Raw genomic sequence first — 19,377 nt, forward strand, 5'->3', positions numbered from 1 at the left:
GCGAACTGGGCACGAACGGCGGATTGTGATGCTCACCCGTCGCGAACACGTCCAGGCCCACCTCCTCCGCCTTCTCCGCGATGCGCACCATCGCCTGGATGCGTGCTGCTTCGGTGGGTACCGCGCCCGTGGTCGGGTCGGGAGTCACGTCCCCCACGCTGAAGATGCCGAACTGCACTGCGCCCTCCTCACCTCGGCCGGCCGTCCTGTCCGCCGGTGCACCCGCTGGAACCTCGTTGAAGTTTTAACTATTCCAGGCCGATCCACTGCGGGCCGTTCACCGCGTCGCCGATCACACTCGGACACACCGACCGGAATGGAGCGTTTACAGTCCGTGCCCGCCGGACCATAGTTCTAGGCGCACGCGCGGATGCCGACCCCTGGAGAGACGATCATGCAGAACAGGCTCGCCCGCACGGTGCGGACGGCGCTGCTCATCGGGGCGGGAATCGCCGTCACGCTGGTCCTCGTCCCCACCGCCATCAGCATCGGAACCGGCGGCTACCTGCCCGGATTCCTCCGGCCGCTGGCCGCCGTCCTCTGGCCGCTCGTGATCGTGTTCCTGCTCTTCGGCGCCGCGCTCGCCGGGTGGGAACGCATCACCAACACCGACAAACCGGTCACCGCCCGCAGGCTCAACTCCCCCTCCAACCGGGAACGGTCCGTGCACAGCGCCGAGCGGTACGCGCGCGAACGGCTCAACGGCTCGCTCGCCGCGCACGTGGCCGGACTGCTCGACGGCGACGACATGCCCCCGACCGTCGCCCGGCCCGCCGACGTCGTCGTGCAGAACAGCACGGGCAAGAAGGCCAAGCTGCCCGCCGGCGCCGACCTGCCCGGCACCCTCGACGAGGCGAACGGTTCGCTGCTCGTCCTGGGCGGCCCCGGCTCCGGCAAGTCCACCCTGCTGCTGGAACTCACCCGCGCCCTCGCCCTGCGCGCCGCGGGCGACCAGAAGCGGCCCATCCCGCTCATCGTCGACCTCGGCTCCTGGGCGATGTCCGGGTGGCGCTGGGACGACCGCAGGCCCGCGCCGCCCACCGACTTCGACAAGTGGCTGCTGCGCGAGGTCGAACGCCGCTACAACATCCACCCGTCGCTCGGGCGGATCTGGCTGGAGCAGGGGCGCATCGGGCTGATGCTCGACGGGCTCGACGAAGTCCCGCCGGAATACCAGGAGCGCTGCGTCACCGAGATCAACAAGCTGCGGGACAACTTCGCCATCGCCGAGCTCGTCGTCTGCTGCCGCAGCACCGACCACGAAGAGCTCACCGAACCGCTGCAGCTGAGCAACACCGTCACGATCAACCCGCTCACCCGCAAGCAGGTCGCCGAGTTCTACACCCGCCTCGGGCGCCGCGTCGACGGTGTCCGCAGCGTCGTGCGCACCGACCCGCAGCTGTGGGAACTGCTCGACTCGCCGCTGATGCTGAGCCTGATGGCGCTGGCCTACCAGGACCGGCCGCCGTCGGAGATCGACCTCCGCGGCACACCCGCCGAACGGCGCCGCCAGGTCTTCGACGCCTACCTGACCGCCGTGCCCGCCCAGCACGCCGAGGAGCTCGGCTACCCGGCGGAGAAGGTGCGGCGCACGCTGCGATTCCTGGCGCGGGTCTCGGCGAGCCCGCTGTGCAACGACCTCACCGCCCGCACCCGGCTGCCCAGCCTCGTCGCGTGGGCCCGGCACCTGCCCTCCAGCACCGTCGTGCACGTGTTCGCGCGCGGGTTGCCCGGAGTGCTCGCCGGTTCCGTCACCGGCGTGACGCTGGCGATGGGGATGCTGCTCGGGCCCGCGGCGGCGCTGGTGACCGCGGCGGTGCTGGTGGGCTACATCGCGTTCCTGGACCACCTCTCCGGGCTGCCGTGGCTGCGGCCCGCGCAGCTGGCGCGGACCGTGCCGCAGGGCTGGACCACGGCCGCCTGCGGGTACGTGCTCGGCCTGGTGGTGAGCCTGACGCTCGTCGGGCTCACCACCCCCGCCACGAACTGGCTCGCCGCGCAGCCGTGGTGGATCGGGGTGCCGGTCGTGGTCCTCACCGCGTTCTTCACCATCATGAGCGCCGTCGAGGCCTGGTCGAAGATGCCCGGCAACAGCGCCGCGCTCGGCGCCGCCGGGGCCGGAGTCGTCGGGGTCACCACGATCTGGCTCGGACCGCAGGAAATGCTCACCGCCATGGGCATCGCCGTGCTGGTCGGCATCGTCGCCGGGCTCACCACCGCCGCCCGCGACGAGGTGTGGTGGCAGTTCGGCGACGACCAGTACGCCGAGTTCGACGGCAAGGGTTCCGCGTGGCTGAAGAACTCCGCGCCGGTGGCCGCCGCGGCCGGGCTCGTCGGCGTGCTCCCGGTGCTGTTCACCGGGTCGCTGCTGGACGAACGCGCCCTCGACGTCGCCATCGCGATGGTGGTCGCCGGGCTCGCGGCACCTGCGGCCTGGCACGCCGACATGTTCCCGTTCGACACCGCGAAGAACGCGGGCGCCGAGTGGCTGGCGCGGGCGATGGCGCTCAGCGAACTGCCGGTGCGACGAGCGCGGCTGCTGCGCGAACTCGCCGAGCACGGCCTGCTGTCCAAGGTGGACGGTGGCTACCGGTTCACGCACCTCGCGGTGCGGGACCACCTGCTCGGGTACGAGCGGAAGGCGGGCAAGAAGAAGGCCGCGGCCGCGGAGCAGGCCGGTGCGGAGTCCGGTGATTCGGAATCCGGCGGTTCGGAGTCCGGCAGCGCGGAGCAGGCCGGCGCGGAATCCGCCCAGGGCGCCGCGCCCGAATCCGGTTCGGCGAGCTCCGAGACCGCCAAGACCTGACCGCGGCGATGCCGCCCGCCGCGCGCGATCCGCGGACCGCGCGCGGCGGGGCCTTGCCCGTGCGACCTCCGCCCGACAGCCCATCCGGAGGATCTCGACATTCCGGCATGAGGACGAGTTCGCTACCCCGAATGGAGCAGTGATCGCCAAGGGGATACTCTCTGTGCTCAATCCGCACGTTGAGTGTCCGACCCGGAGGGATCACCTTGCCGACCTTGGCGCCACCCGCGCTCACCTACCACGTGACCTGCGATGACCTGCACGGATGGGCCGCCGTGTACCGCGACGGCGATGCGGGCCGCGAGTTCCTCGGCTTCCAGCGGTTCGACGAGGAGGCCTTGCGGCTGCTGCGCGCGAACCCGACGGCGGTCCGCGGCGACGACGGCATGCTCCGCTGCGCCATCCCGGCCTGAAGAAGCGCGCGCCGGGACGGACGGGCCATGTCAACACTGGTTGACTTGCCGCTCGCGCGTCCGCTAGCGTTCCGGTCAACACCCGTTGACTTGCCCGCGCCGCCCCGGAGCCCGGCCTCGCTTCCCACGCGGATTCCGCCCGCACAGCACCGGAAACCGCTTCGGACGGGCGAGCGAGAGAGGACGCCCGCCATGACCGTCCGCGCCATCCAGATCGGCCTGCACCCCGACGTCGTCGACTACGACTCACCCGACTTCGCCCGCTTCCCCGGCCTGTCCCGCGAACGGCTGCAAGCCGCCCACGAGCAGAACATCGCGCAGCTGCGCGCCGCCGGGTACGAGGTCGACGGCTGCCAGATCGACTCGGGCGAGACCGCGCTGGAGACCGTGCGGCGGCGCATCACCGACCGCCCCTACGACGCGGTGCTCATCGGCGCCGGAGTCCGGCTGGCCGCGCAGAACACCGAGCTGTTCGAGTCCCTGGTCAACCTGGTGCACGCCGAACTCCCGCACGCCCGCTTCGTGTTCAACCGCACCGCGAAAGCGACTCCCGAGGACATCCGCCGCTGGTTCCCCCAGCCCGACGCCGTCCGCTGATCACCGGGTGGCCGGCCCGCCGCACCGAACCGCGCGGCGAGCCGGCCGGCCACCCGGCGCGGGCCGTCCGGCCACCCGGCGCGGGCCGTCCGGCGACCGCGAACAGCGCCCCGGCACCGGCTCGTCAGACGAGCGCCAGCAGCGCGCCCAGCGCCGGGTTGTCGTTGGCGCGGCGCCACGCCAGGTGCAGCTCCACCGGCTCCGGATCCGGCAGGGCCACCGGCCGCAGCACCACCCCGTCGAAGCGCAGCAGTGTCGCCGTCGACGGCACCAGCGCGATCCCCAGCCCGGCGCGCACCAGCGCCAGCACCGTGTGCACCTGGCTCACGTGCTGGGTGTAGCGCGGTGACACGTGCGCCTCGCGGAACACGCTCACCAGCAGCTCGTGGAAGTAGCGGGCCTCCGTCGGCGAGTACATCACCACGTCCGCGGCGTCGAAGTCCGCCGGGCTCAACGTCTCCGAACCTGCCAGCGGATGCCCCGCGGGCAACGCCGCCAGCAGCGGTTCGGCCAGCAGTCGCCGCGAATCCAGCTCCGGCCGGGTGATCGGCGGCCGCACCAGGCCCAGGTCCAGCGCGCCCGAGGAGAGCATGTCCAGCTGCTCGCGGGTCACCAGCTCCCGCAGCACCACGTCCACGTGCGGCAACCGCTCCCGCGCCGTCTCCAGCACCCCGCCGAGCTTCCCGTAGGCCGAGGTCGCGGTGAACCCGACGCGCACCACGCCGGCCGCGCCGCTCGGCACCCGCCGCACCGCGAGCGTCGCGTTCTCCGCCTCGTGCAGCAGCCGCCGCGCATCGCGCAGGAACGCCCGCCCCGCCGGGGTGAGCCGCACCGCGCGGCCGCTGCGGTCGAACAGCCGCACCTGCAGGTCGCGCTCCAGCAGCTGGATCTGCCTGCTCAACGGCGGCTGGGTCATGCGCAGCCGCGCCGCCGCCCGCCCGTAGTGCAGTTCCTCCGCCACCGCGACGAACCCGGACAGCTGGTTGAGGGTGAACATGCTCGCCTCCCGCGTGCGATGCCTTTCCCGCATCGGACGATGCTCGATCGGAGTTGGACACGCATCGGTCGGGGATCTTAGTGTCACCGCTGGCGGGATGTGCGCGCCGCAGGCCGCGTCCCCGCGCCCCGCACGGATCGAGGAGGACCCACCGCATGACCACAGGCACCACCGCCACCGACCTCACCGGGCGAATGCTGATCGCGGGCACCCCGGTGTTCGGCGACGGCGAGCAGATCCGCGCGATCGATCCCGCCACCGGTGCCGAGCTCGAACCGGCCTACGGGCACGGCGGCGACGCGGAGGTGGCGCGCGCGTGCGCGGCGGCGGACGAGGCGTTCGAGACCTACCGGGCCACCACCCCCGAGCAGCGCGCGGTGTTCCTGGAGACCATCGCCGACAACATCGAGGCCATCGGCGAGGTGCTGTCCGCCCGCGCCCACGCCGAGAGCGGCCTGCCGCTGGCCCGCACCACCGGCGAGCGCGGCCGCACCACCGGGCAGCTGCGGCTGTTCGCGCAGGTCGTCCGCGAGGGCAGCTTCGCGGGTGCCCGCATCGACCCGGCGCAGCCGGACCGCTCCCCCGCGCCGCGCCCCGACATCCGGCAGCGCAAGATCCCGCTGGGGCCGGTGGCCGTGTTCGGCGCCAGCAACTTCCCGCTCGCGTTCTCCGTCGCCGGGGGCGACACCGCCTCCGCGCTCGCCGCGGGCTGCCCCGTGGTGGTCAAGGCGCACGACGCGCACCCCGGCACCTGCGAACTGGTGGCGCGGGCGATCAGCGACGCCGTCGCCGCCTGCGGGCTGCCCGCCGGCACCTTCTCGCTGCTGTTCGGCAGCGGACCCGGTCTGGGCACCGCGCTGGTGACCGACCCGCGCATCCAGGCCGTCGGCTTCACCGGTTCCCGCGCCGCCGGGCTCGCGCTCACCGCCGCCGCGCAGAACCGGCCGCAGCCGATCCCGGTGTACGCGGAGATGAGCAGCATCAACCCGGTCTTCCTGCTGCCCGGCGCGCTCGCCGTGCGGGCCGCGGAGCTCGGCGGCGAGTTCGTCGGCTCGCTCACGATGGGATCCGGCCAGTTCTGCACCAACCCCGGCCTGGTCATCGCCGTCGACGGGCCCGAGCTGACGAGCTTCCTGGACAGCGCCGCCGCGGCCGTCACCGCGGCCGCCCCGACGCCGATGCTCACCCCCGGCATCGCCCGCTCCTACGAATCGGGCGTGCAGGGGCTGGCGGGCAAGGGCGAGGTGACCGTGCTGGCCCGCGGCCGGGAATCCGACGCGCCGCAGTCCTGCCGGGCGGCGCTGCTGGTCACCGACGCCGAGGCGTTCCTGGCCGGGGACGGGCTGGACGACGAGGTGTTCGGCGCGTCCGCGCTGGTGCTCCGCTGCCGGGACGCCGCCCAGGTCCGCGAGGTCGCGGCCGGGCTGGAAGGGCAGCTCACCGCCACCGTGCACGCCACCGCCGCGGACACCGCCGAAGCGGGCGCGCTGCTGCCCGTGCTGGAGCGCAAGGCGGGCCGGATCCTGTTCAACGGCTGGCCGACCGGCGTCGAGGTCGGCCACGCGATGGTGCACGGCGGACCGTTCCCGTCCACTTCGGACTCCCGAACGACCTCGGTCGGCACGCTGGCCCTCGACCGGTTCCTGCGGCCGGTGGCCTACCAGGACGTGCCCGCCGAACTGCTGCCGAGCGTGCTCGCCGACGGCAACCCCGAGCAGATCTGGCGCCGGGTGGACGGCGAACTCGGCGAGCACTGATCCCGGACGTCCCGGACACCCCAGCGCCCGGCCCCGCCAGCGGCGGAGCCGGGCGCTGTTCGCGTCGCGACCCGGGAGATCACGACGGGTGCGGGCCTGCGGCACGCCCCGGGACCACGAGCGTCCCGCGCGGATCCGCCGCCCGCCCCCGCCGCGGCGGGCTCAGGAGTCGGAGTCCTCGCGGGACTTGTTCTTGACGCGGGCGGCCTCCTTGCGGACCTCGGCCTGGGTGGCGCGCTCGTGCTGGAGCCACTCCGGGTTCTCGGCCTTGAGCGCCTCGATCTGCTCGGTGGTGAGCGCCTCGGTGATGCCGCCGCGGGCGAGGCCGCTGTTGGACACGCCGAGCCGGGCGGCGACCACCGGGCGCGGGTGCGGGCCGTTGCGGCGCAGCTCGCGCAGCCACTCCGGCGGGTCGGTCTGCAGGGCGTTGAGCTCGTCGCGCGAGACCACGCCCTCCTGGAACTCCGCGGGGGTGGCTTCGAGGTACACGTTCAGCTTCTTGGCCGCGGTCGCGGGCTTCATCGTCTGGGGGGTCTTGTGCGACGTCATGGGTCCAGGGTATCGACCCGGGCCCGCGGTACCTGCGGTGACGCCCGGTAGCCTGGCCCGGTGGCAGGCTCGGTCGGATCGTCGTCGTTCACCCTCGCGTACGTGCCCGGGGTGACCCCCGGCAAGTGGGTGCGGATCTGGAACGAACGGGTTCCCTCGGTGCCGCTGCACCTGGTCGCCACCCCGGCGGCCGCCGCGGCCGACCTGGCGCGCGGCGGCGAGGTCGATGCGGCGCTGCTGCGGCTGCCGACCGACCGGGACGGGCTGCACGCGATCCCGCTCTACACCGAGACGACCGTGGTCGTCGTGCCGAAGGACCACGTGATCACCGCGGCCGACGAGGTGCGGCCGGAGGACCTCGCCGACGAGATCGTGCAGCACCCGCTGGACGACACCCTCGGCTGGGACCGGCCGCCGGGCAGGCCCGCGTTCGAGCGGCCCGCGGACACCGCCCTCGCCGTCGAGCTCGTCGCCGCGGGCGTCGGACTGCTCGTCGTCCCCCAGTCGCTGGCCCGGCTGCACCACCGCAAGGACCTCACCTACCGGACGCTCACCGACGTCCCGCAGTCGCAGGTCGCGCTGTCCTGGCCGGACGCGGAGACCACCGACCTGATGGAGCGGTTCATCGGGATCGTGCGCGGCCGCACGGTGAACAGCACCCGCGGGCGCCCGGAACCCACGCCGAAGCAGCGGCCCGCGGCCAAGAAGCAGCCCGCCCCGAAACCCGCCCGCGGCAAGGGCGGACCGCGCCCCGGTGGCGGGCGCGGCAAGCCGCGGCGCCGGTCCTGACCCGGGCGGCCGAACGCGCAGCGCAGCGGCGGCCTGCCCCGTCCCGGAGCGCGGACGACTCCGCCTGATGGCGGGGCGCCGGAACCCCCGGCAGGTCGCGCGCTGCCGCCGGACGGCCGGACCACGAGCACCGTCGATCGGTCCTTGCGGAGCCGAGCCGCCCGCCCCTAACGTTCGGGAAAGCGCTTTCCCCATCTCGTGCGACATCCGGGAGCGCCGGACCAGATCATCCGACCGGGGTGCGACGGAGCACCCTCGACCAGATCGCAACCGTCCACGATGCACCCCTCTCGAACGGGAACCCACCGCCGCGCGCTGGTGACCGCGCTCGCCGCGGCCGCGCTGCCGATCGGCTTCGCCGCACCCGCAACCGGCTCCCCCGCCGAACCCCCGCAGGCAGGAACCGCACGAGCAGCATCCGCACCGGCCGGAAGCATGATCGAACCGGCCGGAACCGGGTCGACCGAAGGCGAACCGACCGGAAACGGCTCGGCCGGCACCGCAACCGCCGGGAACCGCGCCGCCGCACCCGGTCGCGCCGCCATCAGCGTCCGCTCCGGCGACGGGAACTTCGTGTCCTGGCGGCTGTTCGGCACCGACCCGGCGGGCGCCACCTTCGACGTGTACCGGGACGGCACCCTGGTCACGCCGGAACCGCTGACCGGCACCGGATTCCTCGACCGCGGCGCGTCCGCCGACGCCCGCTACGAGATCGCCCCGCACGGGCAGCGGGCCGCCGCGAGCACCGCGCGCGCCTTCGCCGCCGACCACCTCGACATCCCGCTGGACGTGCCGGACGGCGGCACCACCCCGACCGGCGAGGACTACACCTACAGCGCCAACGACGTCGGCGTCGGAGACCTCGACGGCGACGGCGAGTACGAGTACGTCGTCAAGTGGGACCCGTCCAACTCCAAGGACAACTCGCAGGCCGGGTACACCGGCCCGCAGCTGCTGGACGCCTACCGGCTGGACGGGACGCGGCTGTGGCGCATCGACCTCGGCCGCAACATCCGCGCGGGCGCGCACTACACCCAGTTCCAGGTGTACGACTACGACGGGGACGGCGCCGCCGAAGTCGCGGTGAAGACCGCCGACGGCACCGTGGACGGCACCGGCGCCGCGCTCGGCGACGCGGACGCCGACCACCGCAACGCGGACGGGTACGTGCTGGACGGGCCCGAGTTCCTCACCGTCTTCGACGGCACCACCGGCGCGGAGCGGCACACCGCGGACTACGTCCCCGAGCGCGGCGATCCGGCGGACTGGGGCGACTCCTACGGCAACCGCTGCGACCGGTTCCTCGCCGCCACCGCGGAGATCGACGGGCGTCCGGTGCTCATCGAGGCGCGCGGCTACTACACCCGTTCCGTCATCACCGCGTGGACCTTCGACGGCGAACTGTCTCCACTGTGGACGTTCGACAGCGACGAGGCGGGTGCGGAGTACGCCGGGCAGGGCAACCACAACCTGTCCATCGCCGACATCGACGCGGACGGGAACGACGAGGTCGTCTACGGCGCGATGGCGATCGACCACGACGGGACACCGGCCTGGAACACCGGATTCGGGCACGGCGACGCGCTGCACGTCGGCGACTTCGACCCCGACCGGCCCGGGCTGGAGGTGTACAAGGTCGACGAGAACTCCGACCAGCCCGCGTCCTGGCTCGCCGACGCCGCCACCGGCGAAGTGCTCTGGCAGACCGAACCCGCAGGCGACAACGGCCGCGGCGTCGCGGGCGACATCTGGGACGGCAACCCCGGGGCCGAGTTCTGGTCCGCCGCCGACGACCGGCTGCGCGACGCCGCGGGCGAGGACGTCGGGCCCCGGCCCGGATCGATGAACTTCCTGGTGTGGTGGGACGGCGACGCGAGCCGCGAACTGCTCGACGACACCCACATCGACAAGTACACCGGCGACGGCACCGAACGCGTCCAGGACTTCGACGGCGTCGCGTCCAACAACGGCACCAAGGCCACCCCGGCGCTGTCCGCGGACCTGATGGGCGACTGGCGGGAAGAGGTCGTGTTCCGCACCGAGGACAGCAGCGCGCTGCGGATCTTCAGCACCACCGAGCCCACCGACCTGAGCCTGCCCGGCCTGATGGAGGACCGGCAGTACCGGCTCGCCGTGGCCTGGCAGAACACCGCCTACAACCAGCCGCCGCACCCCGGCTACTCCCTGGCCGACGCGGCGGCGCAGCGCACCGGCGGGCCGCTGCCCTGATGATGCCCGGGCGGGGTGGTCGGACCGCGATCACCCCGCACCGGCCGGATCCCGCCCCGCCGGGGCGGTTCCCGGTGCGACACTGCACGGACCGGACGAATCGAGGCCGACCATGCCGGAACGAGGCACCACCGCTCTCGGCCGGGCCGGAGCCCGGCTGCTGCGGACCCGCGCGTTGATGCGCGCGCCCGTCCTGCTGTACCGGGCTCGGCTGGGCGCCCTGCTCGGCCCGCGGCTGCTCCTGCTGGAGCACGTGGGCCGCAACTCCGGGATGGCCCGGCGGGTCGTGCTGGAAGTGCTCGCGACCCCCGAACCGGATGTCCACGTCGTCGCTTCCGGGTTCGGCGCCCGCGCGCAGTGGTACCGCAACGTGGTGGCGAACCCGCAGGTCCGCGTCTCCACCGGCCGGCACCGCGACCGTCCCGCCACCGCGCGGCGGCTCACCACCGCCGAGGCCGACGCGATGCTCGCCGACTACGCGCGGCGGCACCCGCGGGCGTGGGCCAAGTTCAAGGACGTCCTGCGCGGCACCCTCGGCGAAGAGGTCACCGAGCGGGACACCGCGCTGCCGATGTTCGAGCTCCGGCCGCGCTGACCGCTCACGGCTTGCGGGCGATGGCGCCGTACATGGCGATGTCCGCCTCGTCCAGGGACAGGTGCTCGTCGTCGTCCGGGCGCCACCGGTGCATCTGGACCAGGCCCGGCTCGACGAGCTCCAGCCCGTCGAAGAACCGCGCCGCCTGGGCCTTGCTGCGCAGGCGCATGGTCTCGCCGTGCTGGTGGTAGACGTCGACGACCTGCGCCAGCGCCTCGGGGGCGAAGTCGTCGGTGCCGATCGTCGCGGCCAGGTAGCTGCCGGAGGGCAGCGCGTCGACGATCCGGCGCGACACCGCCAGCGCCTCGTCGTCGTCCTCGATGAAGTGCACGATCCCGATCAGCATCAGCCCGATCGGCCGGTCCAGGTCCAGCGTCTCCCGCAGTTCCGGTGCCGCCAGCAGGGATTCGACCTGGCGCATGTCCGACTCGACGTAGGCGGTGCGGCCCGCCGACGCGCTGGACATCAGCGCGCGGGCGTGCGCGAGCACGATCGGATCGTTGTCGGTGTAGACGACCCGCGAGTCCGGGGCGACCTCCTGCACGACCTCGTGCAGGTTCGGCCGGGTGGGGATGCCGGTGCCGATGTCGAGGAACTGGCGGATGCCGCACTCCCGGGCCAGGTGGCGACCCGCGCGGTGCATGAAGGTGCGGTTGGCCCGCATGTGCACCCGCAGCGCGGGCCACACCTCCAGGGTGGCTTCGGCGGCGGCCCGGTCGACGGCGTAGTTGTCCTTGCCGCCGAGGATGTAGTCGTAGATCCGGGCGCCGTGGGCGCGGTCGGTGCCCAGGTCCGCCTCCGCGTTCCGGTGCTCGTCCGCCATCGTGCCTCCCGCCTCCGTCCGGAGATTCGAACCCGCGGCGCAACCGGCCCGACGCGTCCCCGGGCGCTCCCGGAACACCGTCGAGCGGGGTGCACCGCGCGATCAGCATCCCACGGCGGACCGCGCGGAGATCCCCGGGAGGCGCCCGGCCGGACCACGACCGCGGACGGTGAGCGCGGCACGGCGAGCGGTGACGGAACTCCCCAGCGGCCACGGCACGCGCTGCCCGTCTCGGAACCCGCCCGGCGGGCCTTGTCGGTGTCCTGTCAGCGGCGAAGCCGCTGAGCAGACGACCACCAGAGCAACTCGCACCGCCGCGGGTTCTCAGCTGTTTCCTCGCGGGGACAGCGTTTTCTCCTGTGGCGGAGCCACCGGTGAAAACGATCCCGCAGCGAGGAAGCCGCTGAGGTTCCGCCACCCGAGCCCTACACAACAGAAGCAGCCAGACCGGCGTCAGGCGTCTGCGGGTCCGCGATGGTCCCAGCGGGGGCTCACCACCTCCCACTCCCGCGCCCACGCGCGGTGGGCGCGGCCGTCGGCGACGCGGCGCACGAGCACCAGCGCCACCCCGCAGCACACCACCGAGCCGAAGACGACCAGCACGCCGACGCTGATCGCGGACGCCAACGCCCGATCCGCGCCCAGCGGAGGTGCCACGACCGCGTCCCGGTCGTCCACCCACACCTCGATCTCGTCGCCCACCGCCACCGCGGCCGAGGAGATCTCCGCCCACCCGCCGTGCGGCCGCCCGGCCTCGTCCCGCCAGGTCACGGGGGCGTGGAACAGCACCCGCTGGGTCTGCGGCGAACCGCCGCCGACGATCGTCATCCGCACCGGCTCGACGAGCCGGGCGCGCACCGCGGTGCGTTCCGCGTGCTGCGCGGCGGACCGCTCGCCGAGCCGCTGGTGCGTGCCGCTGCCGACGGCGGCCGCGACCGGGACGGAGGCCAGCGCCAACCCGACCAGCAGCGCCATGACCGCGGCGGTCCAGCGGTCGAGGCTCCGGCGCAGCGGATTCCGCTTGGGCCGCAGCGCCTGCGCCGTCCAGCGCAGCGCTCCGAGCACCGCACCCGTCCTCATCGCCTGCTCCCGCTCGCGCGTTCCGCCGACAGCACCAGGATCGACGCGGTGCCCGCCGGGTCCCAGAGACCTTCGGCCCGGCGCTCACCGCGACGCGTGCGCGGCCCGTTCGATCACCGCCTTGATGTGGCCCATGTTCCTGCGGGTGGCCGCGTTGAGCCGCGCGGTCATCGCGGCGTCGTCGAACGGCGCCTCGGGTTTGACGGTGAACTCCTGCACCCAGCGCAGCACGGTGCCCGATTCGGTCTCCCGGTACGTCCAGCACAGCTCCATGTACTGGAACGGCCCGGTTTCCAGGCGCCGGGCGCGCACGGTGCGCTCGGCGAGGTCGAGGACGCGCCGGGACACCCAGCTCCACACCTTGCCGTCGGCGTCCGGGTGGGTGGTGAGCCGGAAGTCGATGGTGCCGCCCTCGCGGCGCAGCACCTCGGAGCGGGCGTACTCGGCGAACAGGGTCGGCCAGGACTCCACGTCGTTGGTCATGTCCCACACCAGCGGCAGCGGAGCCCGCACCGTCACGGAGTTGTCGGTCCGGGCCATCTCAACTCACCTCTTCCGTCGTCCGGTTCACGATCCGCAGCAGCGCGGCGGGCGTGCCGACGTCGAGGACCGCCTCGTCGGGCAGCGCGATGCCGTGGGTGCGGCGCAGCACGGCGGCCACCTCCAGCAGCGCCAGCGAGTCGTAGCCGAGTTCGTCGAACCGGCGGTCCAGTCCATCGCCGTCCAGGTCGGCGAATTCGGTGTCGCCCGCGGCGGCGCGGATCGCGCTCACCAGCTGGGTCCGGGTCAGTCGCACGGATCTCCTCCTCCACGGCTCATGCGGTCACCACCAGCGCCGAGTTGAACCCGCCGGGTTCCCGCGCCAGCACCAGCGCGGTGCGCAGCGGCAGTTCCCGCGGTTCCTCCAGCACCAGGTCCAGTCCGCCGGGGGCGCGGCGGGTGCCGATCGTGGGCGGCAGCACGCCGTCCCGCACCGACAGCAGGGCGGTGACCACGTCCAGCGGGCCACCGCCGGAATCGAGGCGTCCGGTCATGCTCTTCGGCGCGGTCACCGGGACGCCGCGGGGCCCGAACACCGCGCCGAGCGCCTCGACCTCGGCGCGGTCGCGGTCCGGGGTGCCCGCGGCGTCGGCGAACACGGCGTCGACCGCCTCGGACGGGAGCTCCGCGTCGCGCAGCGCTGCCCGGATCGCGCGGGTCAGGCCGGGTTCGCGGTCCGAACCGGGCGGCGGATCGAAGGTGGCGGCGTGCCCGGCGATCCGGCCGTGCACCTGCGGTGCCCCGCGCCGGGCCGCGTCGGCCGAGCGCTCCAGCACCAGCAGCGCGCCGCCTTCGCCGGGCACCGCGCCGGACGCGCGCTCGTCGAACGGCAGGTACGCCCAGCGCGGATCGGGGTCGGTGCTCATGACGCCGGTGGTGCCGTGGGCGACGAGCCCCCACGGGCACACCGAGGCCTCGAAACCACCGGTGAGCACCAGGGCGTTGGTGCCGCGGCGCAGCATCCGGGCCGCCTCCGCGATCGCGTCCAGCCCACCGGCCTGCCCGGCGACCAGCACCGAACCGGTGCCGCGCAGGCCGTGCCGGATGGAGATCTGGCCGGTGTTCACCGCGTAGAACCAGGCGAACGACTGGTAGGCGCTGACCCGGTCCGGGCCCTGCCCCCACAGCTTCTCCAGTTCCCGCTGGCCGAATTCGAACCCGCCCGCCGCGGCCGCGGTCAGCACCCCGAACTCGCCGTCGGCGTCCGGCGGCACGGCGGCGTCGGCCACCGCCCAGTCCGCGGCGGCGAGCGCGTACCGCGTCATCCGGTCGGTCTGGGCGAGCAGCCGCGGCGGCAGGTGGCGGGCGGCGTCGAAGTCCGGCACCTCGCCCGCGACCCGGATCGGGTAGGACGTCGCGTCGAACCCGCGGATCGGGTAGAGCCCGCTGCGGCCGTCCAGGGTGGCGTCCCAGTAGTCCTCGACGCCGACGCCGTTCGGGGCGATCGCGGCCATCCCCGTCACCACCACCTCCGTCACCGGTCCCCCTTGGTGAGGACGACGGCGCTCTGGAACCCGCCGAAGCCGCTGCCGATGCTGAGTACCACGTCCAGGTCCGCCTCCCGCGGCGCGCCCGGCACGTAGTCCAGGTCGCACTCCGGGTCCGGTTCGGCGTGGTTCGCGGTCGGCGGGATCACCCCGTGCCGCATGGCGAGCACGCAGGCCGCGAGCTCCACGGAGCCGACGGCACCCAGCGAGTGCCCCACCTTGGACTTGATGGAGCTGATCGGGATGCGGTGCGCGGCGGCGCCGAAGCTGCGCTTGATCGCTGCGGTCTCGTGCCGGTCGTTCTGCTTCGTGCCGGAGCCGTGCGCGTTGAGGTAGTCCACCCGGTCGCGGCCGGCGGCGCGCAGCGCGGCGGTGATCGCCCAGGACAGTTCGCGGCCTTCCGGGTGCAGCCCGGTCATGTGGAAGGCGTTGCAGCGCCCGGCGAATCCGGCGAGCTCGGCGTGCACCCGGGCGCCGCGGCGCAGTGCGGCGGCGCGTTCCTCCAGCACGAACACGGCCGCCCCCTCCCCCAGCACGAAGCCGTCCCGGCGCCGGTCGAACGGGCGGGCGGCGTGCGCCGGGTCGGCGTTGTTCGGCGAGGTGGCGCGGATCGCGTCGAAGCAGGCCACGGTGATCGGCGAGATGGGCGCGTCCGCGGCACCGGCGAGGACCAGGTCGGCGCGCCCGTCGCGGATCAGCTCGGCGCCGTGCCCGACCGCGTCGAGCCCGGACGTGCAGCCGGTGGAGATCACCGCGACCGGCCCTTCGGCCGCGACCTCCCGGGCCACGTCGCGGGCCAGGCTCGCGGGGACCTGGTGGTCGCGGGAGCGCGCGGAGGCCGGCACGTGGTCGACCAGCCACGTCGAACCGTCCCGGGAGATCCGCCGGTAGTCGCGGTCCAGGCTGATGGTGGAGCCGACCGCGCTGCCGATGCTCACCGCGATCCGGGTCGGATCCCGCCGCGCGAGGTCCAGCCCGCAGTCCCGGACCGCGTCGCGGACGCAGGCGAGCGCGAGCAGCACCACCCGGTCCCGGTCGGCCACCTCCGCGCCGTCGAAGCCTTCGACCACCGGGTCGAAGTCCACCTCGGCGGCGATGCGGGAGCGGAACGGCGCCGGGTCGAAGGCGGTGATGGTGCGGGTGGCGGTGCGGTCCGAGGTGAGCAGGTCCCAGAACCCGGCCGTGCCGTGCCCGCCGGGCGCCCGCACGCCCATGCCGGTGAGGACCACCCGCCGGTCGCCGGTGCTCACCCGCGCCACCCGCTCCGGAACACCGGCCCGAACGAATTCGGCGCAGCGGTCCGCGACGATTCCCGTGTTCGCATGGGCACCCCTCGAATGAGATCTTCTCGCACACCTCGGGACGATTCCGCGATCATTTCCGAACGCGGGGAAATGCGGAATTCGGCCGCGCGCGGTACCGGAACCGAAACCGCACTGCCCGGACCACGTCCGCGATGACGTGCGTGGAAGCGCCGACACTTCCAGCCGGTGCGCACCGCGGGCAGCCTTCGTCCGCTCGGCGGACGACTGAGTGCGGTGCGGCGAGGTCGGATTTCACCGGCGGCCACCAGAAGTTACCCAGGGCACCGATCGCGGCCAACGGCCAACCGAGTGATTCGGCGCGATGCGAATGCACCGCGCCGAAACAGGTGAAAAGAATTCGATTCTCATTCCGGGCCGATTCCCGGGAGGTGGAGTCAGTCCCGCGCCACCAGCCGCCACAGCGACACGGTCTCGGCGGCACGCGCCTCGTGCAGCGGATCGGAGGTGTCGGCGGACCGCGGGTGCCGCGGCGCGGCATCGCTGCGACCGGCGACCGCCAGTCCGGCGGCGTCGATCAGGTCCAGCAGCTCCTGCCGGGTGCGCAGCCCGAGCAGCTCGGCCAGGTCGGACAGCACCAGCCAGCCCTGCCCGCCCGGCTCCAGGTGCGCGGCGAGCCCGGTGAGGAAACCGCGCAGCATCCGGCTGCCCGGGTCGTACACGGCGCGCTGCAGCGCCGCCGACGGCTTCGCGGGCAGCCACGGCGGGTTGCACACCACCAGGCCCGCGCGGCCCGCCGGGTACAGGTCGGCCGAGGTCACCTCGACCCGGTCCGCCAGCCCGAGCGCCGCGACGTTCTCCGCCGCGCAGGTCAGCGCGCGCTCGTCCAGCTCGGTGGCCACCACCCGGTCCACCCCGCGGCGGGCCAGCACCGCGCCCAGCACGCCGGTGCCGGTGCCGATGTCGAAGGCGGTCTCCACCGGCGGCAGCGGTTCGGCGGCGATCAGCTCCAGGTAGTCGGAGCGCAGCGGCGCGAACACGCCGTAGTGCGGGTGGATCCGCGCGTCCAGGGCGGGGATCTCGATGCCGTTGCGACGCCACTCGTGCGCGCCGATGATGCCGAGCAGTTCCCGCAGCGACAGCACGAACGGCTCGTCCGCCGGGCAGCCCGCTTCCAGGCAGGCGTCCCGGATCTCCGGTCCGCGCCGCAGCGGCAGCACGCACCCGGCGTCTACGGGGATCAGCAGCATGCCCAGCAGCCGGGCCCGCTGCGCCTGGCGCTGCCGGTACCGGTGGAAGGTCTGCGCGGGGGTGTCCATCTCGGCGAGCGGCTTGCGGTCCACCCGCCGCGTCATCGCGGTGAGCAGGTTCCGCGCGCCGTGGAAGTCGCCGCGCCACAGGAACGCGGTGCCCTCCGCCGCCTGGCTGTGCGCGTCGTCGGCCCGCAGCCGGTCATCGGCGACGACCACCTGCCGCGGCGGCGGCGCGTCGTTCTCGGAACGCCAGATCGCCGAACGCGGCTCCCCTCGCTCGGTCCATTCCAGCATCGGCAGCGGGGTGTTCGGCAACGCGGTTCTCTTCTCGTCGAGCGTACGGCCGTCCATCGTATCCCCCGTGCTCAGCCCGAACGGCAGCAGCACCGGTGGGCCACCACTCCATCCGGTGATCTTGGTCGGCTCCCCCGCCGCGGGCGGGCCGGACGGTCCATGATCGACATCGGGGCGACGGGCCACCGGGCCGGACCACTCGCTTGGCGGGCATCGCGCCGACCGAGGCACTGCGTACGGTGCAGGACGGGGGTGATTCGTGTCGTGTCCGGCACCGAAGACCCGCCAGGGATCTCCCCGCAGCCGGGAACCGGGCCATCGACCGCGAACGCGCTCGCCGGCACCGCGCACGGGCCGGTGGTGCAGGCCGGTTCGATCGGCCAGATCCACTTCCACCGCGGACCGGACCCCGGCGTGCCCCGGCAGCTCGCTCCCGCCCCCGCGCACTTCACCAACCGCAACGCCGAGCTGGACGAGCTGGACCGGCCGGCGGCGCACCCGGACCGCTGCGGGCTCGTGGTGCTGTCCGGGTTCGGCGGTGTCGGCAAGACCGCGCTCGCGCTGTCCTGGCTGCACCGCACCCGGGACCGGTTCGCCGACGGGCAGTTGTACGCCGACCTCTCCGGCGCGGACGCGGGGCGCCCCGCCGATCCGGCCACGGTCCTCGGCGACTTCCTGCGCGCCCTCGGCGTCCCGCCGGAAGAACTGCCGACCGGGGCCGGGCCGCGGGCGGCGTGGTTCCGCTCCCTGGTGGCGGACAGGTCGCTGGCCATCCTGCTCGACAACGCCTGGACCGCCGCGCAGGTGCGCGCGCTGCTGCCCGCCGCGCCGAGCTGCACCGTGGTGGTCACCACCCGCCGGATGTTGCGCTCGCTGCTGGCCGACGGGGCGCGATTCATCGACGTGTGCCCGCTCAACGCGGACGCATCGCGGAAGCTGCTGCTCAAGGCCGTCGGCGCACAGCGGATGTCCGCGGAACCGGAGCCGGTGCAGGAGCTCGTCCGGTTGTGCGGCGGCCTGCCGATCGCGCTGTCGGTGACCGCCGCCCGGCTGGCGTCGCGGCGGCTGCTGCGGTTGCGGGAGACGGTGGCGGAACTCCGGCAGGAGCAGCGGCGGCTCGGTCTGCTCTCGCGCGGCGAGGAGGTATCGGTGCGCTCGATCTTCGACGCGTCCTACCAAGAACTCCCGGATCCGGCCCGGTGGACCTACCGGGCACTGGGCCTGCACCCCGGCCCGGAGTTCGACCGCACGGTCGTGGCCGCCGCGACCGGGCTCGGCCGGGCCGCGCTGGACGAACCGCTCGAAGCGTTGCAGGAGGCGAACCTGCTGCAGGAGGTGCGCGACGACCGGTACCGGTTCCACGACCTGATCCGGTTGCACGCCAAGGAGAAGGCGGACGCGGTGGACACCGCCGAACGGCGCGCCGAGGTGCTGCTGCGCATCGTCGAGCACTACGTCCGGCACTCCGGGGAGGCCGCCGCGCTCTGCACCCCGCACCTGCGCGGCGCGGCCTACGAATTCGCCACTCCCGCAACGGATTCCCCCGAGTTCGCGGACCGCGGGCAGGCGCTGGACTGGCTGGAGCGGGAACGCGCCAACCTGGTCGGAGCAGTGCGCGCGGCCGCGGACGGCGGGCTGCCCGCGGCGGCCTGGCAGCTGGGGTACCTGCTCTGGCCGCTGTTCCGGTACCGCGGACACCACGCGGACTGGCGCGCGGTGGACGAGGCGTGCCTGGCCGCCGCCCGCGAGCTCGGCGAGCCCGAGCTGGAGGCGCGCACCGCGCGCAGGCTGGCGATGCTGCACCACCGGCGTGCTCGACGGGAAACCCGTGCCCACCACGCCCCAGGACGGTGCGGTGGCCGTGCACGCGGCCGACGTGCCCGATGGCTCCCACGCGCTGGAAGTC

General features: G+C 73.8%; 18 protein-coding genes. 8 read left to right on the forward strand and 10 right to left on the reverse strand.

Annotated features, from left to right (window positions below; all coding sequences use genetic code 11):
• The coding region (locus tag ABZ805_RS26875; protein WP_358445973.1) for an LLM class flavin-dependent oxidoreductase at positions 1 to 178 on the reverse strand (178 nt) is incomplete at its 3' end.
• Positions 179 to 394: 216 nt separating this feature from the next.
• On the opposite strand from ABZ805_RS26875, the gene ABZ805_RS26880 reads away from it, so the two are divergent.
• The 3 genes from ABZ805_RS26880 (at position 395) to ABZ805_RS26890 (ending at position 3,816) form a co-directional block, all read left to right on the forward strand.
• Entirely contained in the window at positions 395 to 2,806 is a 2,412-nt protein-coding gene (locus ABZ805_RS26880) for an NACHT domain-containing protein (RefSeq protein WP_358445934.1), read from the forward strand.
• 179 nt (positions 2,807 to 2,985) lie between these two features.
• The gene (locus ABZ805_RS26885; protein WP_358445936.1) at positions 2,986 to 3,219 is read left to right on the forward strand and encodes a hypothetical protein; all 234 of its coding nucleotides are present in this window, start codon (positions 2,986 to 2,988) and stop codon (positions 3,217 to 3,219) included.
• Between the two features lie 192 nt (positions 3,220 to 3,411).
• Positions 3,412 to 3,816, forward strand: coding sequence for a hypothetical protein (locus tag ABZ805_RS26890; protein ID WP_358445938.1), 405 nt, complete (start codon positions 3,412 to 3,414; stop codon positions 3,814 to 3,816).
• A 124-nt stretch (positions 3,817 to 3,940) separates the two neighbouring features.
• Here ABZ805_RS26890 and ABZ805_RS26895 read toward each other — a convergent pair whose 3' ends face one another.
• Positions 3,941 to 4,813 (reverse strand): LysR substrate-binding domain-containing protein, encoded by an 873-nt coding sequence (locus tag ABZ805_RS26895; RefSeq protein WP_358445940.1) that lies wholly within the window; start codon positions 4,811 to 4,813, stop codon positions 3,941 to 3,943.
• A 155-nt stretch (positions 4,814 to 4,968) separates the two neighbouring features.
• Between ABZ805_RS26895 and ABZ805_RS26900 the strand changes: the two genes are divergently transcribed.
• Positions 4,969 to 6,570, forward strand: coding sequence for an aldehyde dehydrogenase (NADP(+)) (locus ABZ805_RS26900; protein WP_358445943.1), 1,602 nt, complete (start codon positions 4,969 to 4,971; stop codon positions 6,568 to 6,570).
• A gap of 162 nt (positions 6,571 to 6,732) precedes the next feature.
• Here the strand turns inward: ABZ805_RS26900 and ABZ805_RS26905 are convergent, their stop codons facing one another.
• Entirely contained in the window at positions 6,733 to 7,119 is a 387-nt protein-coding gene (locus ABZ805_RS26905; RefSeq protein ID WP_358445946.1) for a DUF5997 family protein, read from the reverse strand.
• A 60-nt stretch (positions 7,120 to 7,179) separates the two neighbouring features.
• On the opposite strand from ABZ805_RS26905, the gene ABZ805_RS26910 reads away from it, so the two are divergent.
• The 3 genes from ABZ805_RS26910 (at position 7,180) to ABZ805_RS26920 (ending at position 10,732) form a co-directional block, all read left to right on the forward strand.
• The gene (locus tag ABZ805_RS26910) at positions 7,180 to 7,908 is read left to right on the forward strand and encodes a LysR family transcriptional regulator substrate-binding protein (protein ID WP_358445949.1); all 729 of its coding nucleotides are present in this window, start codon (positions 7,180 to 7,182) and stop codon (positions 7,906 to 7,908) included.
• A 279-nt stretch (positions 7,909 to 8,187) separates the two neighbouring features.
• Positions 8,188 to 10,137 (forward strand): rhamnogalacturonan lyase, encoded by a 1,950-nt coding sequence (locus tag ABZ805_RS26915; RefSeq protein ID WP_358445952.1) that lies wholly within the window; start codon positions 8,188 to 8,190, stop codon positions 10,135 to 10,137.
• 112 nt (positions 10,138 to 10,249) lie between these two features.
• On the forward strand, positions 10,250 to 10,732 hold the full coding sequence (locus ABZ805_RS26920; RefSeq protein WP_358445954.1) for a nitroreductase family deazaflavin-dependent oxidoreductase: 483 nt from the start codon (positions 10,250 to 10,252) through the stop codon (positions 10,730 to 10,732).
• Positions 10,733 to 10,736: 4 nt separating this feature from the next.
• On the opposite strand, the gene ABZ805_RS26925 is transcribed toward ABZ805_RS26920, so the two are convergent.
• The 7 genes from ABZ805_RS26925 to ABZ805_RS26955 form a co-directional block, all read right to left on the reverse strand.
• The gene (locus tag ABZ805_RS26925; protein WP_358445957.1) at positions 10,737 to 11,555 is read right to left on the reverse strand and encodes an SAM-dependent methyltransferase; all 819 of its coding nucleotides are present in this window, start codon (positions 11,553 to 11,555) and stop codon (positions 10,737 to 10,739) included.
• A gap of 453 nt (positions 11,556 to 12,008) precedes the next feature.
• The gene (locus ABZ805_RS26930; RefSeq protein ID WP_358445960.1) at positions 12,009 to 12,635 is read right to left on the reverse strand and encodes a hypothetical protein; all 627 of its coding nucleotides are present in this window, start codon (positions 12,633 to 12,635) and stop codon (positions 12,009 to 12,011) included.
• Positions 12,636 to 12,719: 84 nt separating this feature from the next.
• Positions 12,720 to 13,175: an SRPBCC family protein gene (locus tag ABZ805_RS26935; RefSeq protein ID WP_358445962.1), complete on the reverse strand. Its 456-nt coding sequence runs from the start codon at positions 13,173 to 13,175 to the stop codon at positions 12,720 to 12,722.
• A 1-nt stretch (position 13,176) separates the two neighbouring features.
• Complete coding sequence (locus ABZ805_RS26940) at positions 13,177 to 13,431, reverse strand: acyl carrier protein (protein ID WP_358445965.1); 255 nt, start codon at positions 13,429 to 13,431, stop codon at positions 13,177 to 13,179.
• Positions 13,432 to 13,450: 19 nt separating this feature from the next.
• Positions 13,451 to 14,653 (reverse strand): beta-ketoacyl synthase N-terminal-like domain-containing protein, encoded by a 1,203-nt coding sequence (locus ABZ805_RS26945; RefSeq protein WP_358445968.1) that lies wholly within the window; start codon positions 14,651 to 14,653, stop codon positions 13,451 to 13,453.
• The gene (locus ABZ805_RS26950) at positions 14,650 to 15,912 is read right to left on the reverse strand and encodes a beta-ketoacyl-[acyl-carrier-protein] synthase family protein (RefSeq protein WP_358445969.1); all 1,263 of its coding nucleotides are present in this window, start codon (positions 15,910 to 15,912) and stop codon (positions 14,650 to 14,652) included. The genes ABZ805_RS26945 and ABZ805_RS26950 overlap by 4 nt, the downstream gene beginning before the upstream one ends.
• Before the next feature lie 449 nt (positions 15,913 to 16,361).
• Positions 16,362 to 17,471 carry a class I SAM-dependent methyltransferase gene (locus ABZ805_RS26955; RefSeq protein WP_358445975.1) on the reverse strand — a complete coding sequence of 370 codons (1,110 nt, stop codon included), beginning with the start codon at positions 17,469 to 17,471 and terminating at the stop codon, positions 16,362 to 16,364.
• Between the two features lie 264 nt (positions 17,472 to 17,735).
• On the opposite strand from ABZ805_RS26955, the gene ABZ805_RS26960 reads away from it, so the two are divergent.
• The coding region (locus ABZ805_RS26960; protein WP_358445971.1) for an NB-ARC domain-containing protein at positions 17,736 to 19,377 on the forward strand (1,642 nt) is incomplete at its 3' end.

Source organism: Saccharopolyspora sp. NPDC047091 (assembly GCF_040643635.1).
Taxonomy (GTDB): Bacteria; Actinomycetota; Actinomycetes; order Mycobacteriales; family Pseudonocardiaceae; genus Saccharopolyspora_C.

Coding starts and splice junctions, on each gene's coding strand:
- ABZ805_RS26915 (WP_358445952.1), top strand. CDS start 8,188: ATGCACCCCTCTCGAACGGGAACCCACCGCCGCGCGCTGGTGACCGCG.
- ABZ805_RS26955 (WP_358445975.1), bottom strand. CDS start 17,471: ATGCTGGAATGGACCGAGCGAGGGGAGCCGCGTTCGGCGATCTGGCGT.
- ABZ805_RS26900 (WP_358445943.1), top strand. CDS start 4,969: ATGACCACAGGCACCACCGCCACCGACCTCACCGGGCGAATGCTGATC.
- ABZ805_RS26925 (WP_358445957.1), bottom strand. CDS start 11,555: ATGGCGGACGAGCACCGGAACGCGGAGGCGGACCTGGGCACCGACCGC.
- ABZ805_RS26920 (WP_358445954.1), top strand. CDS start 10,250: ATGCCGGAACGAGGCACCACCGCTCTCGGCCGGGCCGGAGCCCGGCTG.
- ABZ805_RS26905 (WP_358445946.1), bottom strand. CDS start 7,119: ATGACGTCGCACAAGACCCCCCAGACGATGAAGCCCGCGACCGCGGCC.
- ABZ805_RS26930 (WP_358445960.1), bottom strand. CDS start 12,635: ATGAGGACGGGTGCGGTGCTCGGAGCGCTGCGCTGGACGGCGCAGGCG.
- ABZ805_RS26935 (WP_358445962.1), bottom strand. CDS start 13,175: ATGGCCCGGACCGACAACTCCGTGACGGTGCGGGCTCCGCTGCCGCTG.
- ABZ805_RS26890 (WP_358445938.1), top strand. CDS start 3,412: ATGACCGTCCGCGCCATCCAGATCGGCCTGCACCCCGACGTCGTCGAC.
- ABZ805_RS26895 (WP_358445940.1), bottom strand. CDS start 4,813: ATGTTCACCCTCAACCAGCTGTCCGGGTTCGTCGCGGTGGCGGAGGAA.
- ABZ805_RS26880 (WP_358445934.1), top strand. CDS start 395: ATGCAGAACAGGCTCGCCCGCACGGTGCGGACGGCGCTGCTCATCGGG.